The 19,938-nt window shown below is 30.4% G+C and carries 19 protein-coding genes; 18 read left to right on the top strand and 1 reads right to left on the bottom strand.

Features of this window, described 5'->3' with window-relative positions; genetic code table 11:
- Positions 1–30: 30 nt before the first annotated feature.
- The 4 genes from MHH96_RS03180 to MHH96_RS03165 all read left to right on the top strand — a co-directional run bounded on the left by MHH96_RS03180 (position 31) and on the right by MHH96_RS03165 (position 1,783).
- Positions 31–168: a paeninodin family lasso peptide gene (locus MHH96_RS03180; protein ID WP_123258429.1), complete on the top strand. Its 138-nt coding sequence runs from the start codon at positions 31–33 to the stop codon at positions 166–168.
- 122 nt (positions 169–290) lie between these two features.
- Positions 291–1,220, top strand: coding sequence for a hypothetical protein (locus tag MHH96_RS03175; RefSeq protein WP_047942564.1), 930 nt, complete (start codon positions 291–293; stop codon positions 1,218–1,220).
- Positions 1,217–1,516 carry a lasso peptide biosynthesis PqqD family chaperone gene (locus MHH96_RS03170; RefSeq protein WP_047942563.1) on the top strand — a complete coding sequence of 100 codons (300 nt, stop codon included), beginning with the start codon at positions 1,217–1,219 and terminating at the stop codon, positions 1,514–1,516. Before MHH96_RS03175 ends, MHH96_RS03170 begins: the two co-directional genes overlap by 4 nt.
- An 18-nt stretch (positions 1,517–1,534) precedes the next feature.
- Positions 1,535–1,783, top strand: coding sequence for a helix-turn-helix domain-containing protein (locus MHH96_RS03165; protein WP_095332661.1), 249 nt, complete (start codon positions 1,535–1,537; stop codon positions 1,781–1,783).
- A gap of 343 nt (positions 1,784–2,126) precedes the next feature.
- On the opposite strand, the gene MHH96_RS03160 is transcribed toward MHH96_RS03165, so the two are convergent.
- On the bottom strand, positions 2,127–2,930 hold the full coding sequence (locus MHH96_RS03160) for a hypothetical protein (RefSeq protein WP_341116649.1): 804 nt from the start codon (positions 2,928–2,930) through the stop codon (positions 2,127–2,129).
- A 226-nt stretch (positions 2,931–3,156) separates the two neighbouring features.
- Here MHH96_RS03160 and MHH96_RS03155 point away from each other — a divergent pair, with 226 nt between their 5' ends.
- From MHH96_RS03155 to MHH96_RS03090, 14 genes are all read left to right on the top strand, one after another.
- On the top strand, positions 3,157–3,903 hold the full coding sequence (locus MHH96_RS03155; RefSeq protein WP_341116648.1) for a YveK family protein: 747 nt from the start codon (positions 3,157–3,159) through the stop codon (positions 3,901–3,903).
- Positions 3,890–4,600: a CpsD/CapB family tyrosine-protein kinase gene (locus tag MHH96_RS03150; protein WP_341116647.1), complete on the top strand. Its 711-nt coding sequence runs from the start codon at positions 3,890–3,892 to the stop codon at positions 4,598–4,600. Before MHH96_RS03155 ends, MHH96_RS03150 begins: the two co-directional genes overlap by 14 nt.
- Positions 4,601–4,683: 83 nt before the next feature.
- Positions 4,684–5,448 carry a tyrosine-protein phosphatase gene (locus tag MHH96_RS03145; protein ID WP_341116645.1) on the top strand — a complete coding sequence of 255 codons (765 nt, stop codon included), beginning with the start codon at positions 4,684–4,686 and terminating at the stop codon, positions 5,446–5,448.
- A gap of 131 nt (positions 5,449–5,579) precedes the next feature.
- Positions 5,580–6,254, top strand: coding sequence for a sugar transferase (locus tag MHH96_RS03140; RefSeq protein WP_341116643.1), 675 nt, complete (start codon positions 5,580–5,582; stop codon positions 6,252–6,254).
- Between the two features lie 122 nt (positions 6,255–6,376).
- Positions 6,377–6,826, top strand: coding sequence for a PssD/Cps14F family polysaccharide biosynthesis glycosyltransferase (gene pssD, locus MHH96_RS03135; RefSeq protein WP_341116641.1), 450 nt, complete (start codon positions 6,377–6,379; stop codon positions 6,824–6,826).
- Complete coding sequence (pssE, locus tag MHH96_RS03130) at positions 6,827–7,318, top strand: PssE/Cps14G family polysaccharide biosynthesis glycosyltransferase (protein WP_341116639.1); 492 nt, start codon at positions 6,827–6,829, stop codon at positions 7,316–7,318.
- 253 nt (positions 7,319–7,571) lie between these two features.
- Positions 7,572–8,519, top strand: coding sequence for a glycosyltransferase (locus MHH96_RS03125; RefSeq protein ID WP_341116636.1), 948 nt, complete (start codon positions 7,572–7,574; stop codon positions 8,517–8,519).
- 361 nt (positions 8,520–8,880) lie between these two features.
- Entirely contained in the window at positions 8,881–10,290 is a 1,410-nt protein-coding gene (locus MHH96_RS03120; RefSeq protein ID WP_341118096.1) for an O-antigen ligase family protein, read from the top strand.
- Between the two features lie 129 nt (positions 10,291–10,419).
- Positions 10,420–11,556 carry a glycosyltransferase gene (locus tag MHH96_RS03115; protein ID WP_341116635.1) on the top strand — a complete coding sequence of 379 codons (1,137 nt, stop codon included), beginning with the start codon at positions 10,420–10,422 and terminating at the stop codon, positions 11,554–11,556.
- Between the two features lie 64 nt (positions 11,557–11,620).
- On the top strand, positions 11,621–12,760 hold the full coding sequence (locus tag MHH96_RS03110; protein ID WP_341116634.1) for a polysaccharide pyruvyl transferase family protein: 1,140 nt from the start codon (positions 11,621–11,623) through the stop codon (positions 12,758–12,760).
- A gap of 82 nt (positions 12,761–12,842) precedes the next feature.
- A complete protein-coding gene (locus MHH96_RS03105) occupies positions 12,843–14,348 on the top strand; it encodes an oligosaccharide flippase family protein (RefSeq protein ID WP_341116632.1) in 1,506 nt (501 codons plus the stop codon).
- 48 nt (positions 14,349–14,396) lie between these two features.
- Entirely contained in the window at positions 14,397–15,803 is a 1,407-nt protein-coding gene (locus tag MHH96_RS03100; RefSeq protein ID WP_341116631.1) for a Coenzyme F420 hydrogenase/dehydrogenase, beta subunit C-terminal domain, read from the top strand.
- Positions 15,804–15,924: 121 nt separating this feature from the next.
- Positions 15,925–17,091, top strand: a complete 1,167-nt coding sequence (locus MHH96_RS03095) for a nucleotide sugar dehydrogenase (protein WP_341116629.1) — start codon at positions 15,925–15,927, stop codon at positions 17,089–17,091.
- Positions 17,092–17,244: 153 nt separating this feature from the next.
- On the top strand, positions 17,245–19,164 hold the full coding sequence (locus MHH96_RS03090) for a heparinase II/III domain-containing protein (protein ID WP_341116627.1): 1,920 nt from the start codon (positions 17,245–17,247) through the stop codon (positions 19,162–19,164).
- Positions 19,165–19,938: the final 774 nt, after the last annotated feature.

Below are 19,938 nucleotides of genomic sequence, written 5' to 3'. Positions count from 1 at the left end.
AGATCTTACAACTTGAAAGGAGGTGATAAGATGAACAAGCTTGAATGGAAAGAGCCAAACTTAGAAGTTTTAGATGTAAAAGAAACAATGGCAGGACCATTTAATAACAATAAGTTAGATGCAACTTATGAAACTGGAACGCCATTCCCTGATCTTGGCTGGAGCTAATGATCAATTCCACTTTTAGGACATAATAGTTATATTTTTTCGATCTGCCTCCATCCTTCGCTGTTAAGAAGGTAGAGGCTTTTCTTTTTGATAGGATAAGGAAGAAGGTGTAGGAGGGACATATGATAACAAAAAGTGCATTTCGTTATTATGCTTTTGGATGCCATGTGTACAGCGAGTTCATGCTGCCAGAGTTATGCAAAGAAGAAAAAGTAGAAGTCATTCCAGAACTAGTGATTAAAGAAAAAGACCTGCGGGAATATTGGAATGCTAAAGCAAAGGCAAATAACTATTTTGTCATAGAGAGGGATATGGTTCTCTTCCATGTTCCAAATATCGCAATATTTTTAATCGAAAAAGGGGAAAGCATTTCTATCACGTTATTGTCGGCAAATAAAATGGATGAAATGCGCCTCTATTTATTAGGTACATGTATGGGTATTCTGCTCATGCAAAAACGAATTCTTCCTCTTCATGGCAGTGGAATTGTGATTGAGGGGAAAGTATATGCCATTGTAGGGGACTGTGGCGCAGGCAAGTCTACATTAGCAAGAGCATTTTTACAAAAAGGCTATAAATTGATAAGTGACGACATTATTCCAGTCCAATTAAATAAAGACGGAAAACCAATTGTTATCCCTACCTATCCCTATCAAAAGTTATGGCTAGAGAGTTTGCATGAGTTTGAAATGACTAATCTTTCTTTCAAACCGATTGCTTATCGAGAAGAGAAATTTAGTGTGCCAATAGAACAGCAATTTGAAACAAACTGTCTCCCGCTGGCTGGCCTTTTTGAGCTCACAAAAAAGGACGGAGAGAAGATTGAAATAAAAGAAAAACGGAATCTTGAACGGCTGCAAATATTGTATAAGCATACTTTTCGGAACAGCTTTCTTCAACCATTAGGTTTATTGGAATGGCACTTAATAACCACATCTAAATTCTTAGAAAGTACCTCTATTTATCAAATCGAACGGCCGAAATCTCGCTTTACTGCAAATGAACTGGTAGAGCTTATTTTAACAAAGCAAAAGGGAGAAGAAGACAAATGAGGAAAACACAAGCGCAAATAAATAAACAGACTATCGTTGTACAAACTCCAGGACACATTGTGAGTGATATGAATGGAGAAAAAGTAATGTTAAGCATTGCGAATAGCAAATACTATAATTTAGGTCATATTGGAGGCGATATTTGGGAATTAATAAAGGAGCCAATCTCGATTGACCGAGTGGTAGCTATCTTAATGGAAAAATATGAAGTAACACAACGAAAATGCGAGCAGCATGTTTGTTCCTTCTTGGAAACATTAAAAGAGGAAGGTTTGATTACAATAAAGAGTACCTAAAGGAAAAGAGGAGAATGAATGATTGGCGAAAGAATTCGATATTTACGTCAGCGAAAAGGTTATTCGTTATCTAGGTTGGCAAAAGAGGCGGAGGTATCCAAAACATACTTAAGCAACATCGACAGAGGCTTACAAAATAATCCCTCTCTACACTTCTTAGAAAAAGTAGCCGCTAAACTAGGAACAAGCGTGGAATACTTAATTAGTGATGATTTTGAAAAAGATATGCTTAATAATAATGCAAGCAGTAAAGGAACGATCAAATAGACGTAAGAGCCATCAAAAGATACATAGTTAAACTTTGCTAAAGGGAAAGTAATCCCCTTTCTGCCTACTTTCCCTGCAATCCCTCCTAAAAGATTTTAATCCTCCCATCGTTCTTCATTTTCATTCATTATGTTATTCATACAATTACAGCAGACAGACATCCTTTAAGGTTGAGTAAATTAATATATATAATAGAAGAAACTAGGTAGCGCTTACAGGAAAGAGATAGGAGTAAAGTAATATTTACAAATATTCAGAAAATGTGATAACATGCTATCCATGTGCGTTATACAGAACTATTTTCTTGAAAAAAAAGCGAGAAATTCTCGCTTAATGAAAAGATTTATTCTGATATAAGTTTTTTAGACAGATAGCTGCTCCAAACTTTAAAGCCTTGTTCATTTGCTTGTGATCTATCACCTAACTCAACGTAATAATCTTTAAGTTTTAAATCATTGCTCTCAGGCCATGCTTCCCAATGATTCCAATAGGGAATTTCTTTCGATTCAGCAAATTTCTTCAAATCGCTTACTTGCATAGGATAGAGGCCTGCATTATAGAGGGGATGTGCTGGCATTAAAACAAATGTTACATCTGGTAGGACATCTTTTGTTTCATTAATTACTTGGTTGATATTCAATAAGGTTGTAGAAATATCAACTACTCCGTTATCATTCAACAAAAAAGGTTCCCAGATGACCATATCTGGCTTCTTATCAATCATAGACTCATATTCATTATTATTTACATAATCGGATGATGTCTCATTATATGTAATGCTATCAATGGTTACGTATTTATCATATTTATTAGCTAACGCTTCTTGCAATGGGGTAATTAACCCAAGCTCTTTATCGCCAATTTCATCGGAACCAACTAATAAGATATGAAAAGCTTGTTTATCAGCAAGTTTCTCTTCCAGTACTTGCTGGGCACTCTCAGGCCAAGACTTGGCGAAACTCATATAGTAGTCAAGACTAAAATACTGGTCTTTATGTTCTTCCTGGTCTTTATTTTTTACTTCTGCATCTTTAGTAGGATGGCTGTTAGTTAAAGAACTGACCTCTCGATTATTCCAATGGGTATTCCCGATAATAAGTATGAGCACGAGAATAATAGAGAGGATGGATAGAATAATAGCTTTCATTGAAACCTCCTAAAAAATTTAGTATAGTCGTTTAGTAATCTACCAAATTAGTACATTAGATAGGAAAGTTCTCCCTTTTAAAAAAAATATATATCAAAAATGTAAATTAATTGGTATAGTAAAACACGTAAAAACATTTCATTTAAAATTATGACAAGAAATGACAATATATGCAACGATATATGATATAATATTTTTGGTTTTTATATTTTTCTAGGAGGAAGTCATGGAAGAAACTATTAGTCTAAAAGAATTATTTGATACGTTAAAGAAAAGAGTATCACTTATTATCTCCATTACATTAGTTGCTATGATAGTAAGTGCTGTGGTAAGTTATTTCATTATTACGCCTGAATATAAATCTTCGACGCAAATTCTTGTTAACCAGGCAAAGGATGATTCATCTGCTACATTAAATACAGGAGAAGTGCAGGCAAACGTACAATTAATCAACACCTATAGTGTTATTTTAAAAAGTGCAGCTATTTTAAATATTGTAAAAGATGAATTAAAGTTAGATATGAGTGTATCAGCGTTGAACAATAAAATTGCGGTGGAAAGTGCACAAGGTTCACAGGTAATGACTGTCTCAGTTACAGATGCTGACCCAACAGTTGCCTTACAAATTGCCAATAAAACAGCAGAAGTATTTGAAAAAGAAATTAAGAATATTATGAGCATTGATAATGTTACCGTATTACCATTAGCGGAAGATCAAGCGAATCAAGCACCGGTCAGTCCTAATCCTCCGTTAAATATTGCCGTTGCTGCAGTAGTAGGATTATTGATAGGTGTGGGGTTAGCGTTCCTACTTGAATACTTAGATAACACAGTGAAAACAGAGCAGGATATTGAGAAATTGTTAGAGTTACCAGTACTAGGAGCTATTACAAAAATTGATGAAAGCTTTGAAGCAAAACTTAGAGGCACACAAAAAGGAAGAAGCAGGGGGGATTTACTTGGCAGCAAGTAAGAGAGCAAAAAAGGGCGGATTAGCGCTTAATAATAGACGAAAACTGATTGCAAAGTATGATCCGAAATCACCAATCTCTGAACAGTATAGAAATATTCGAACAAATATCATATACTCAAGTGTGGATGAAGAAATCCGCTCCATATTAGTGACATCCTCAGGGCCTGGCGAAGGGAAGTCAACAACAACAGCAAACTTAGCAGTGGTTTTCGCGCAACAGGGTAAAACAGTATTGTTAGTGGATGCAGATTTACGGAAACCAACTGTTCATTATACGTTTAATTTAAATAATACAGCGGGATTAACCTCTATATTAACAAACCAAATGGATTTAATGGAAACTGTTCATCAGGATGATGAACAGAATTTATATGTTCTTCCTAGTGGGCCAATACCACCAAATCCTTCAGAGCTTTTAGGTTCAAAAGCAATGAGTCATTTCTTGGAACAAGCATTAGCAGAATTTGATATTATCTTATTCGATACACCGCCAGTAATGGCCGTAACCGATGCACAAGTGCTGGCCAATCTTTGTGATGGAAGTATTTTAGTAGTAGGGAGCGGGAAAGCGGATAAAGAAGCTGTGGTGAAAACGAAAGAGCAGCTTGCTGCTTCGACGGGAAAAATATTAGGTGTTGTATTAAATAATAAAAAAGCGGACAAAAAAGGTAGTTATTATTATTACGGCACAAATTAACAATCAGTTAAATTGCTTACGATAATATCACTTAATATAGTTATAGAAAAAAGTTAGTAAAATAATAGAGGGGTGTAGAACCAATGATTGATATCCACAGTCATATATTACCTGGAATTGATGATGGGGCACAGACAATAGAAGATAGCATAAAGATGGCGAAGACAGCCGTGAACGAAGGCATAACATCAATCATTGCTACACCTCATCATAAGAATAATCAATTTAATAATTTGAAATCTTCGATTATTACAAAGGTAAATGAGCTAAATACAGTATTAAAACAAGAAAATATTCCTCTTACCGTACTTCCTGGTCAGGAAGTACGAATTTATGGAGAAGTGATAGAAGATTATAATAAAGAAGAAATTCTAACACTTAATCATACAAAATATCTTTTTATAGAATTCCCTTCTTCCTCTGTGCCACGATATGCAGAAAGGCTATTGTATGAATTGCAAACAGAGGGTATTATTCCAATTATTGTACATCCGGAGAGAAACAAAGAATTGCAGGAAAAGCCTGATCTTCTTTATCAGTTTGTAAAAAGCGGCGCATTGACTCAAGTAACGGCATCTAGTGTGGTGGGATACTTTGGAAAGAATGTGAAAAAGTTTTCGGAGCAATTGATTGAGTATAATTTAACCCATTTTATTGCATCTGATGCTCATAATATCCATAATAGAACTTTTAAAATGGCTGAAGCTTTGGATATGATAGAAGCGAATTATGGTATGGATTATATCTATCTTTTTAAAGAAAATGCCCAATTTCTAGTGGAAGATAAGAATATAATAAAAGAAATTCCTGAACGGATAAAAAGAAAGAAATTTTTAGGGATATTTTAATCTAATAATTTACTAGATAACTAATGATAGGATTCATACGGAAATAGGCATGTTACTGTACCTTTTTCCTCTAGTTGGTTATCTGATGTTACATAAATAGAGAAAATAATTAAGGGATAGGTGGTATGGTGATGTCTGAATTTTATAAGGATCAATCTCTGTATTTAGAAAAGAAAAAAAATATATCTGTAAATACAGCTCGAAGCTACCTTGTAATGAAAAGAGCGATAGACATCATTGGTTCATTCTGTGGATTAATTGTTCTAAGTATCCTTTTTGTTATTATTGCACTTCTTATTAAATTAGAAGATCCAAAAGGGAAAGTTTTCTTTAAACAATTAAGAGTTGGTAAAGATGGAAGAGAGTTTTATATGTATAAATTCCGCTCAATGGCCTCCGATGCAGAAGAGCGATTGAAAGAATTATTAGCTTTAAATGAGGTTTCTGGTGCAATGTTTAAGATGAAGGATGATCCACGAGTAACTAAAGTGGGGAAGTTTATACGAAAAACTAGTCTAGATGAATTACCGCAGTTGATAAATGTGCTGAAGGGCGAAATGAGTTTAGTAGGCCCGAGACCACCTCTTCCTCGAGAAGTGTCCGAATATACCTCATATGATAAACAAAGACTATTAGTAGTGCCAGGGTGTACAGGGTTGTGGCAAGTCAGCGGGAGAAGTAATATTGGGTTTTCAGAGATGGTAGAGTTGGATTTGCTCTATATCAAAGAGAGATCTATTATGAAAGACATTAAAATTATGTTGAGAACAGTTTTAGTGTTATTTGGATCAAAAAATGCATTTTAATTTCGTAGGGATAATCTAATTAGCAGATAATTGAGTAGAAATTAAATTATTAAAGATACTTCTAATATTTAATAATAATTATTATTTTAAAATAAATAGAGTAATTAGTGAGGAATAATATTATGAAAGTTTGTTTAGTTGGTTCAAGTGGAGGTCATTTAACGCATCTTCATATGTTAAAACCTTTTTGGGAAAATGAAGAGAGATTTTGGGTTACCTTCGACAAAAGTGATGCTAAAAGTATCTTAAAAAATGAAAAAATGTACCCATGTTACTACCCAACCAATCGTAATGTAAAAAACACAATTAGAAATACAATTTTAGCTTTTAAAATTTTGAAAAAAGAAAGGCCAGATATTATTATTTCCTCTGGTGCCGCTGTTGCTGTGCCTTTTTTTTATCTAGGGAAGTTATTTGGTTGTAAAACAGTGTATATAGAGGTGTTTGATAGAATTGATTCACCAACTCTTACTGGAAAATTAGTATATCCTGTTTCTGACAAATTTATTGTTCAATGGGAAGAAATGAAGAAGGTATATCCTAAAGCAATAAATTTAGGAGGTATTTTCTAGATGATATTTGTAACAGTTGGAACACATGAACAACAATTTAACAGATTAATTATGGAAATGGATCAATTAAAAGCAAATGGAAAAATTGATGATGAAGTCTTTATTCAAACAGGTTATTCAGATTACGAGCCAAAGCACTGTCAGTGGACAAAGTTTGTAAGTTTTGATGAAATGACAAATTACATTGAAAAGTCTCGTATAGTAATTACTCATGGAGGGCCAGCAAGCTTTTTAAGTGTTTTAGAAAAGCATAAATCTCCGATTGTAGTGCCTAGGAAATTTGAGTTTGATGAACATGTAAATAATCATCAATTTGATTTTGCAAAGAGAATCCAAAAGCGTGGTTATGGAATATACTTGGTTGATGATATAAAAGATTTATCTGAAACTATTAAAAATTTCTCAGATACCAATGAGGATTTTGTATCTAATAATACACAGTTTATTAATGAATTTATGATTATAATAAAGGATTTAATGAAAAGAAATTAAACTGGATGAATAAAGTTTTATTAACAAATTCTTAATAATAGTATGGAAGAAAGTTTGCAGTTTTTTACTTTAGTAGGGTAGTTAAGAAAATTAAACTAGTTTATAGGACTGCAGTAAACAACATATTGAGTTTTAAATAATATATTTTTAATACAATAAGTAGTTAATCGATATTAAAGCCACTGTTAATATATGAGTGGAATGCATTAACAAAAAATAAAAGTTCAGCTTTTAAAGATGAAAGGAAGTAAAAATGAAAGCATTAGTATCGATTGTAATACCGCATTATAATTCAAGTAATCTGATAAGAAGATTACTTAGTTCTCTAGTGATTAAAGAAAAGGATATCTTAGAAATTATTATTGTCGATGATAAGAGTAGTAGAACTGAAAAGGAAAATCTGGAGAGAGTTGTTTCAGAGTTTCCTTTAAATATTTCTTTATATCAAAATAATACTAGTAAAAAGGGAGCAGGTGTCTGTAGGAATATTGGTTTGGAGAAGGTTAATTCGCCGTGGATTTTATTTGCAGATAGTGATGACCACTTTGTTGAAAACTTCTATAATCATATTGAACCATACTTGGTAACTGATTTTGATATAGTATATTTTATGCCAACCTCCCAAGATGAAAATGGAAAAGTTACTACAAGACATCTTACTTATGCAAAACCGATTGAAGAATACCTTGAAAAAAAGGATCCTAGTAAATTAAAGTATAATATTTCAGTGGTTTGGTCCAAGCTATATAGAACAGAAATGGTAAGAAAGCATAACATTAAGTTTGATTCTACACTAAGTAGTAATGATGTTTTATTTAGTATAAAGTGTGATTTCTTTGCGGAAACATTTGCAGTTGAACGAAAAGTGATTTATAGCTGGGATTTTAATTCGAAAAGTATCACTACTTTAATGAGTAAAAAAAGGTTTTCAGATGTTTATGATGTTTATATAAGAGAGAATAACTTTTATAGAGAAAATCTAAGTTCAATAGAGTATAAAAAAATTCGAAACTCAGCAGCAAAACTTACAGGTATTGCGCTAGTTAGATATAAGTTTGGAGTTTTTTATAGTTTAGGATTATTTATAAAATTGATAGGAAATAAACTTGTGCCGATTAGATTAACAGATATTAAGATTGATAGATTGAAAAATTTTTTTAGAAATAATCACTTTTATAAAAAAGAAAAAAAACAAATATAAAATGAGCTTTGAGAATAAAAAAATGAATCATACTCCGAATGACGTTAAATATATTAGTATTTTAATTGAATTTTAGAGGGTTAATAGAATACTGTGTTTAAGAAAATGTTTATTAAGTATCCCCTGACAAACAAAAATCTTATAGCACACTATTAAACATATTACCTGAAAAGTATTCTTCTTAAAAATACTAAACGGCTAATAATTAAGAAATATAAAAATTGAGTTAATTAATCTGTGTGTAATAAGAATATATTTAATGCTTGTAAGAACACATTATCAAAGGATATTAACTATCACTACACCTACACAAACGATTAATTTACAAAAGGGGTGAAAAATTATTTCTATATTGCATAAAATGAAGGGAAAAGGATTTATTGCCTTAGTAATTATAATAATCACTTTTATAATTGCATTGTTTTCTGTTTTGGGTAAATTGAATATTTTATTAGCATTATGTTTTTTTATTTTATTGGATTTTACACTCCGAAATATTATTAAAGCAAGGATAGAATTACGATTATTGTATTATCTATTGCTTTTATTTATTTTTGTAAAATACGTTACAGGATTAGATGACACACATAATTCAATAAAGTCAATAGTGAAGACAATGCACTATGGTGCACTAGTAATGGTACTCTTGTTTGTGATGTTAAAGAATAAGCTACCAAAAAATATTGAAATTATTAAACTCACATTAATACTCTTTGGTTTTCTGCTTGTTAATTTTATTTCTACCTTTGTGACGTATAATGATTTAAGTATTTTTATAAAATCCTCTTTGGACTATTGTAAGTATTTTTTACTAATCTTTATAGTTATATTTTCAAGATTTGATGAAACAGATATTTTAAAGTTGCTAAAAATCATTATGCCAATTGTATTATTAGGATGGTTATTGGCTGTACTACAATTTTTAGGGATGGAAAAGGTCTTTGATATTTTCAGAGGAACATACGGTATTGTAGAAAGAAATGGATTTTATCGGTCAATTGGTTTTTTCCCACATGCGATTGAATTCGCGAATTTTTCAGCAGTTTTATTTTGTATTTATTACTTTTTATATAAATATAAATATAAACTAAAATGGCAATTGTTTACTTCGGTGATATTATTTTTAAATGTCATTCTTTCAGGAACAAGAGTTACACTTTTAGTTCTAGTTTTTCTATTGTTTTTTGATAATAGAAGATATTTATTAAAGCAGTTTAAAGCATTTTATTTTTTAATATTTGTTGTTTTAATTTCTAGTATATTTTTAGATATTAAATCTTATATTATGCTAATGGTTAACCAATATTCTGGAACATCACCGCGTGAATATTATATTTTTAAAGGAATAGATGTGTGGAAAGATAATTCTTTATTTGGAATAGGCTATAATACTTACGGTACTTGGGCATATAGGGAAGCAACAAATGATTTAATATTCGATAAGTATAACATCCATCAGTTTGATTATTTTAATTTAAAAACAACAGATACGTTTGTGGCTCAGTTACTTCCTGAATTTGGTTTGATAGGAATCTTGTTAATAGTAATTCTTACGATTTTTATTTATAAAAGATATAATTATTTGTTAAAAATAAATAATAATAATAAAGCTTATGGCTATGTGATTCTTACATGTTCATTATTAACATTAAATTCATCCTTTATTTTATTTGATTCCCATATAGGCTCTTTCTTTTGGATTAGTATAGGATTGATAATAAATAATTATTGGAATGAAAGGGAAAAAAATGTTGCAAAAATTAGAGAGTAAGAAAATCATTTTTGTATTAACTAACCTGTAGATGGCTTAAGCTATCTGCTTCCTTAGGAGAATATTATTTTTTTTAGAAACCTCGGCTTTTTTGAAACAAAGTACTAGGTAGGTAAAGGAGTAGTAAACTTGAAAATATGTATTATAAATGAGTCCTTTGATGTTGGAGGGGTTGAGAGAGTTACTAGTGAATTGGCAAACACACTTCAAGAAGACGGAAATACTATTACATTAATTGACTTTTCAGGCAAAAATCAATTTTATTATAAATTAAATAAAGAGATAAATACTCCTAGAATAATAAAAAAACGAAAAATAAGAAGTAAAATAATTGGTAAAATTTTGAAATATAGATATGAACTGACTCAAAAAACTTATGATATAAAAGCTTTATTTAAAGATTCAACAGAAGAATTGATAAAATATTTAAAAGAAGACGAGCCTGATATACTTATTCTATGTCAAGGCAAATTAACATCACTTATCCCTGTTCTAAAAAGAGAAACACATAATATGAAAATTATAGCGTGGCAGCACAATGAATATGAAGTTTATGTGGAACAATACTATAAACCCTTTATTAATTATTATAAATTAGGCTTAGAACAGGCTGATTTAGTTGTATGTTTATCTGAAAGCGATAAGGGAAAATATGGTAAAATCAATGCAAATACTGAGTGTATTTATAATCCAATAACTATAACTAATAAGGAAAGTAGTATTAGTAATATGGAAAATAAGTACATTATATTTGTAAGTAGGTTAATAATTAAACAGAAGGGGTTAGACTACTTAATTGAAATAGCTAAAAATATAGAAAATGGTTGGAAAATACTGGTTGCTGGTGATGGTTCTGATAAAAAGGAATTTATAAAGATGATAAAGAAAAACCACTTAGAAGATAGAGTTATATTAAAAGGTGTTCTCAGTACTAAAGAGTTAAGTGAGTTATATCAATCTGGTTCTATTTTTATCTCAACATCTAGATGGGAAGGGTTTGGTTTAGTAATAACCGAAGCAATGACTTTTGGCTTACCTATAATTAGTTTTAATAATTCTGGACCTAGAGAAATTTTAAAAGATGGAGAATTTGGTATCTTAATTGATCAAAATAACATTCAAGAGTTTACTAGAGAGTTAAACATTTTTTTGAAAAATCCTCAAAAAAGAAAATTTTATCAGAAAAAAAGTTTAATACGAGTTCAAGATTTTAAAAAAGAAGTTATACTAAACAAATGGAATCGTAAGATGAACGAACTAATTTAAGCCTTTAAATAACATTTATAAAATAGGATTTTAAACTAGAAAGAAGGTTTAGAAAGGACTTAATATGAAAAAAATAGGAATATTAACAATTAATGATTATGATAATTACGGAAATAGATTACAAAATTATGCTTCACAAGAAGTTTTAAAGTCTTTAGGTTTTTCAGTAGAAACAGTTATTCATAAAACAAAGAAGGATATGAAAACTTCTTCATTAGAAAAAATGAAAAATCTAAAAGGATTATCTGTTAGTGAAATATCAAAAAGATTCAATAACAAGTGGAAAAAGTATCTTTACAATAAAAAAGTTAAAGATATTAAGCCGAAAAGGTTAAGAGCATTTAAGGAATTTACAGACACTTATATAAGTGAAACAGATTATTATATAACTGCTGAATATATTCCGGATGATTTAGGTAATAAATATGACTATTTTGTTACTGGTAGTGATCAGGTTTGGAACCCTACATTTACGGATAGAAGATACTCTACAATTGATTTTTTAACTTTTGCTCCTAAAGAAAAAAGAATTTCTTATGCAGCGAGTTTTGGGGTATCTGAAATTCCGAACGAATTTGTTGAAGAATATACTGGGTTGATTTCAGGAATGAACAAAATTTCTGTTAGAGAGCAAGCGGGAGCTGAAATAGTAAAAAAATTAACTAAAAAAAATGCAACTGTCCTTGTGGATCCAACAATGATGTTAACAAAAGATAAGTGGCTTTCGATCTCTAAGAAGCCGAAAACTAAATTAACTAGAAATAAATACTTATTAACTTATTTTTTAGGAAAACAATCAAAAGTAAATAAAAAAATAATTAATGAGATTGCTAGAAAAAATAATTTAGAAATTATTAATTTAGCAGATGTTGAAGATAAAGAGGCATTTATTACAGGACCAAGTGAGTTTATTGATTTTATTAATTCAGCGAGTGTTTTCTGCACAAATTCTTTTCACGGGGTAGTTTTTTCTATCTTGTTAGAAACTCCGTTTATTGTTTTTCCTAGAGAAGGAACAGTAATGTCAATGAATTCTAGAATAGATACTCTTTTATCCACATTTAACCTCCAGACTAGAACTATTAGCAATATTAATACAAATGAACAAGTTTTTGAAATGGATTATACTCATACTAAATCTATATTAGAAAAGGAACGAAAAAAAGCAATCAATTTCTTGAAGGATGCACTTCAGGTCGATTAACAGGTTTAGTTTATAATGAGGAAGGTTGTAAAATGTTTACTACCTTGTATTTTTTTTATTATTTTGAAAGAAGTGTGATGAATTGAACCAATTGAAAATAGGTGCCATTTTATCGTATGTTTCGGTGATAATAACAATTTTAATTGCTCTTTTATACACTCCAATTATGATAAGGTTATTAGGCCAATCAGAATATGGTTTATACTCAATGATAGGTTCTTTATCAGCATATCTTAGTATTATGGATTTAGGACTAGGAAATGCAATTATAAGATTTACTGCAAGGAATAGAGTAATTGGAGATAAAAATACTGAGTCAAACCTTAATGGAATGTTTTTAATAATATATACTCTTATAGGATTGCTAACTGTCATAGTTGGTACGGTGATTTTTAATACAATAGATAATGTATTTGGACAAAACTTAACACCGTCAGAAATAGAAAAAGCAAAAATTATGGTTATTATATTGATAATTAATTTTGCACTTTCTTTTCCACTTTCTATTTTTGGTTCAATTATTCAAGCATACGAAAGATTTGTGATAGTAAAAGTTGTTGCAATTATTCGTTCACTTAGTATTCCACTTGTAACCCTACCATTTTTATTTTTTAACTTTGGATCAATAACAATGGTAGTAGTTTCAACTGTTATAAATATTTTATGTTTACTCTTTAATGTCTATTACTGTTTAAAAAAATTGAAAGTATCATTTTATTTTGGAAAAATGGATTTTCAAGTATTAAAAGAGATTATAGGGTATTCTTTCTTTATATTTTTAGGTATAATAGTGGATCAAGTTAATTGGAACACAGGACAAATAATCTTGGGGTCTATAAAGGGAACATCGATGGTTGCGATATTTGCTATAGCTATACAATTTATTAAATTATATCTACAGTTTTCAACTTCGTTGAGCGGATTATTCTTACCTAAAATATCAATGATGGTGGCAAATAATTCAAGTAACGAGTCTTTAACAGCCTTTTTAGTTAAGTATAGTAGAATACAATATATTATAATGGCATTTATATTAACTGGCTTTATATTATTTGGATACCAATTCATTGGAATTTGGGCAGGGAGTAATTATGTTAGTGCGTATTATATGGTGTTGCTCATAATGATCCCAATAACAATTCCATTAATTCAAAATATATGCCTATCTATTTTACAGGCAAAAAATATGCAAGGGTTTAGATCAATAATATTAATTTTAATTGCTATATTTAATGTCATTATCTCAATCCCTTTATCCAAAATATATGGTGGGATTGGAACAGCCTTTGGAACAGGAATTTCTTACTTAATAGGAAATGCATTGATTATGAATATATTTTACCACCGAAAAATAGGATTAAACATAATTCTATTTTGGAAGAATATTTTTCATATTTCTCTACCAGTATTTATTGCATTAATAATAGGGTTTGGAATCAATTCGTTACTTCAATTCAATCTATTTATTAATATAGTTTTATATTCAATAATCTATTTTATATTGGTATGGTTTATGGGGTTAAATAATTATGAGAAGAATCTAGTTCATCAACTTACTAGAAAATTTAAACCAAAATATAATACTTAATATATAAAACATAAATTAGGAATTACAATGCATAAGGATGTGTAATTATTGAATCAAAATGTTAGAGAGTTAATGGAAAAAGTTATTGACAACGATTATTGTGTTGGTTGTGGTATATGTGCAAGTGTTAAAGGTTCTCCATTTAAAATGAAATTAGACGAAAATGGTAAGTATAGCCCTTCTTTATTAGATAATATACCAACTGAAGAAATGGATATTAATGTACTTTCAGTTTGTCCGTTTGCTTATGGAAAAAATGAAACGGAAATTGGGAAGCAGCAGTTTGGAAAAGAAGAAAATATTAAATATAACGAATATACAGGATATTATTTGAAAAATTATGCTGGATATGTGAAGGAAGGTGAATTTAGAAAAAAGGGTAGTTCTGGAGGAATGGGAAATTGGATTGCGAAGCAACTTCTAGAGAATAAACTAGTTGACGGTATTATTCATGTAAAATCCTCAAATGATAAAGAGGAAGCTTTATTTGATTATCAGGTTTCATATAGTAATGAAGAGTTATACATGGGAGCAAAATCAAAATATTATCCAATAGAAATGTCTAAAGTTATCCAATTTGTAAAAGAAAATGAAGGCAGATATGCCTTGATTGGTATACCTTGTTTTATAAAGTCAATTAGATTATTAGCTGATAAAGACTTGGTTATAAAAGAAAGAATAAAATATACAATTGGTTTAGTTTGTGGGCATTTAAAGAGTGACATGTTTGCTAAATCTATGGGGTGGCAATTAGGCGTCGAACCGGATAATTTAACAGGAATAGATTTCAGAAAAAAGCTAGATACACAATATGCCAATGATTATGGAGTAGAAGTTGAAGGAAATAAAGATGGGGAATATGTGAAATCTAGTGCTCCAAGAAGAGAACTTTATGTAGGGAATTGGGGACATGGTTTATTTAAATACAATGCATGCGAATTTTGCGATGATGTACTTTCGGAGACAGCTGATGTTACAGTTGGAGATGCATGGTTACCAAAATATACGAAGGATAGTTTAGGGACAAATGTGATTGTAGTAAGGAATCCAATAATCCAAAAAATATTTGAAGAGAATATGGATAAAGTACATTTAGAGGAAATTAGTGCTCGAATGATGTATGAATCACAAGCTGGAGGTTTTCGCCATAGAAGACAAGGATTATCTTATCGCTTGTACTTAAAAGATAAGAATAATCAATGGAGACCTAAAAAAAGAGTAGAAGCTAGTAATAAAATGAGTTCAAAAAGAAAAGTGATATACGAAAAAAGAACATTACTTTCTCAAGAAAGTTTTACTGCGTATAAAAAAGCTCTTAAAGTAAATGACTTCAATGTTTTTATTGAATATATGAACCCTATAATAAATGAATATAATAATATAATTGCTCCATCCATGTTGGAAAAATCAGTGCGTAAGATTAAAAGAGGAATATTTAAATTGATAAGAAAATAGTTTCATTATATTATTTGAAAATTTTATTTATCTAATCTTAATTAATAAACATCGTTTTAAATATGAAAAATGGAAAATGTTTATGATGAGTTTTAATATGTATAAGAAGTGGGGGTAACCAATGAAAATAACTGTGGCAGGAACAGGTTATGTAGGTTTATCTAATGCAATTTTATTAGCTCAACATAATGAAGTTATAGCACTTGATATTATTCAAGAAAAAGTGAATTTGATTAATAATAAGAAATCACCGATAATTGATAATGAAATTGAGGAATATTTAGCTACAAAGGATTTAAATTTGACAGCAACAACAGATAACTATACTGCATTCAAAGATGCGGAATATATAATTATATCTACTCCAACAAATTACGATCCAGAAAAAAACTACTTTAATACTAGAACAGTAGAAGCTGTAATTGCAAATGTACTATCGATTAATCCTAATGCTATAATGGTAATTAAATCTACTGTACCCGTTGGATATACTGAAAAAATTAAAGAGAAATTCGAAACAAATAATATTATTTTCTCTCCTGAATTTTTAAGAGAAGGTAAAGCACTATATGACAATTTATATCCATCTCGCATTGTATTGGGAGAACAATCAGAAAGAGCAAAAGTGTTTGCTGATCTGTTAGTCCAAGGTGCAATTAAAGAGAATATAGATGTTTTATTCACAAACTCTACTGAGGCAGAAGCTATTAAACTATTTGCTAATACATATTTAGCAATGAGAGTAGCATTCTTTAATGAACTTGATTCTTATGCTGAAGTAAGAGGTTTAGATTCAAAACAAATTATTGATGGTGTTGGATTAGATCCAAGAATCGGAACTCATTATAACAATCCTTCATTTGGATATGGTGGCTATTGCTTACCCAAAGATACAAAACAACTTTTAGCTAATTATGCAGATGTTCCAAATAATATCATGACAGCCATTGTCGATGCCAATAGAACGAGAAAAGATCACATAGCAGAAATGATTATCAAAAAGAATCCGAAAGTTGTTGGTATTTATCGCTTAACAATGAAAATGGATTCTGATAACTTTAGACAATCAGCTATTCAAGGTGTTATGAAACGTATTAAAGCAAAAGGGATTGAAGTAGTTGTTTATGAACCAGCATTGCAGGAAGAAACTTTCTATAATTCTAGGGTGATTAATGATTTCGATCAATTTAAAGAAATTTCTGATGTGATTGTTGCTAATAGATTATCTAGTGATTTAGCAGATGTTGAAGGAAAGGTTTATACGAGGGATTTGTTTAGTAGAGATTAGAATTATATATTATAAAATACTCTTTACCAATATAGGTAGGAGTATTTTATTTTTTGAAAATAAAAGTAATTGTTTAGTCAACATTTTAAATGCGAGAATAATTATTTTAAGTTAATAAATATAGAAATAATATAACCGTATGGGAGGTTTGAGATGACAATAAAAAAGAAATTTACATATTGTATGTTAATTCTTATTGTTTTTTTTAGTAGTGCAACCATCCATATGGATAGATTACAGCAGAATAATGTTGAATATAAAGGAAAAAATGATATTTCATCATTAAAGGAACCACCAGCACAAGTGATTATAAATGACTTAAAGAAAGTATCTCCTAATAAAAAGCATCCTAGATTATTGGCAACAAGCGAAGATTTAAAAAAAATAAAAGAATCTCTAAAATCTGATTCAAACTTAAAGCAATGGTATAAAGAGCTTACAATAAATGCTAATAATTTATTAGAAAAGCCTGTTGTGACATATGAAAAATCAGATGGGGTGAGATTACTTCCAATAAGTAGAACGGTCTTAGAAAGAACCCTAACATTGTCTTTAATGTATAGGTTGAGTGGTAATAAATTATATGCTGAAAGAGCTTGGAAGGAGTTGGAGCGAGTTTCTGATCGTAATAGGTTCTATGATTGGAACCCTTCGCATTTCTTAGATACAGCTGAGATGGCTGCAGCAGTAGGGATTGGTTTTGATTGGCTTTATGATTTTTTAAATCAGAACCAAAAGGATATTCTAAAACAGTCCATATTAAAAAATGCACTTAATCCAGCACTTATAGTATATAATGATCAAAATAATCAAGCTCAAATACCTCTTTTTTGGAGAGATGGAAGTAATAATTGGAATACAGTTTCTAATAGCGGTATATTAATTAGTGCCTTGGCAATTGCAGATGAATCACCATTTACAGAAAAAATTACTAGTGAAATCATTCAAAAGGCTCTTTCCTCATTAAAAAATTCTTTAATGTCGTATGGTGACGATGGAGGAACTGAAGAAGGACCTGCATATTGGAATTATGCAACAAAATATTTGGCATTGCTTTTCTCCTCTTTAGAAACTGCTTTAGGGACAGATTATGAGTTTTCCAAAGTAAAAGGTATAGCCAATACAGGATATTATGCTATCTATACTAAAGGCAATAATGGTGTATTTAATATAGGTGATTCTCAAGAAGATAACTTTATTAAATCACCGCAATTATTTTGGTTTTCTACTAAATTTAATAAGCCGGAAATGGCTGATAGTGTGCTAAAAACATATAGTCCTTTAAATATGATTTGGTACAGACCAAATGAAGAAAAAAATTATTCTCTTCCATTAGACAAAATTTTCAATGGTAGTGCTGGGATTGTAACTATGAGAAGTTCATGGAATCCAGAGTCATCTTTTGTAGGGATACATGCTGGTGATAACCAAGCTAGTCATGGCGATTTAGATATAGGGACATTTGTAATTGATGCATTAGGTGAGAGGTGGGCTATTGATCTTGGTATGGATAATTATAATCTGCCAGGCTACTTTGATAAGAAAAGTAATCGCTGGAATTATTATAGGAAAAGAGCGGAGGGCCAAAATACACTAGTGATAAATCCAGATGAAGATCCAGATCAAAATATTTTTGCGAAGGGAAAAATAATAAACTTTACTTCAAATAAAAATGAGGCTAGTACCCTTATTGATATGACAGGTGCGTATAAAAATGCAAAATCTATACAAAGAAGAGCATCTTTGATTAATGATAGAAATGACATACTTATAGAGGATAATATTAAATTAATTGCTCCATCCGAAATTTATTGGTTTATGCATACTCGAGCAAATATTGGTCTGAGTGTAGATCGAAAAACGGCTATATTGGTGAAAGGAGAGAAATTCATTACAATAAATATAAAGAATCCTTCTAATGCTAAATTCTCAGTAATGGATGCTAAACCATTATCTAGTTCGCTGGATGAAAATCAAAATAAGAATGCTCATATTAAGAAATTAGCTATTCATCTAGAAAACATTAAGGATACACAGATTTCAATAGAGATTGAGACTCAGTTTACGAAATAACAGCGTGATGTTCTATAAGCATAAAATAAATTCCGCTGCTACACTTATTGATGGATTTACAATCAATTATTTACTACTTATGATCGCTTTTCCAATATTCTTGGAAAAATTAAATATTACAAAAGCATAAAATCGAATAGGAGGGAGCAGAGGATGGCTTTCTAAGGTAAATATAATACCTTACAAGAAGCTGTTCTCTTTATCCCAACCCATCAAAACACAGGCAACTTCTCTACAATAAACGATGTTATCTCTTTCCCCTTCATCCTCTTCGGCAAGAATAGCAGCTTTTTGAAACAACGATTCCTCCTGCTTTGGTAACTAGTTCTTCTAATAATCTTTTGGACTCTTCCGTGCTAATAACATCATCTATTAAGGCAATGCGTTGTCCTTTAATCTTGGCGGCGTCTTTCCATCTAAACAGAGTAATTGTTCTTTTTGTGTGGTAATAGACACAACTTGATTGATTAGTGGTTCGTCCATATAGGGTTTTACACTTTTACGTGGCAGTCCTTGGAAACATTACAGCCATCATCCAATCATCATAACAGAGCCAAGCAATAATTTGTTCCATCAATCTCAAAGTACCTATAATAACTAAAATGGTACCAAAAGGGACAGAAGAGGACCGTTCGAGCAAGTTTTTTCCATTGTATCTGTACTGTAATGATTTCCGCATAAAAGGAAATAACGGCAAAGTTGCTTGTTAGGCTATTTTCGGTAGCTTCTATATGAAATGCAAATAAAGTTTGTAGAGAAGTAAAGCCAAAAAAA

Source organism: Niallia sp. FSL K6-0212 (assembly GCF_038007605.1).
Taxonomy (GTDB): Bacteria; Bacillota; Bacilli; order Bacillales; family Cytobacillaceae; genus Niallia; species Niallia circulans.
This window is presented reverse-complemented; position numbering and strand designations above follow the sequence as displayed.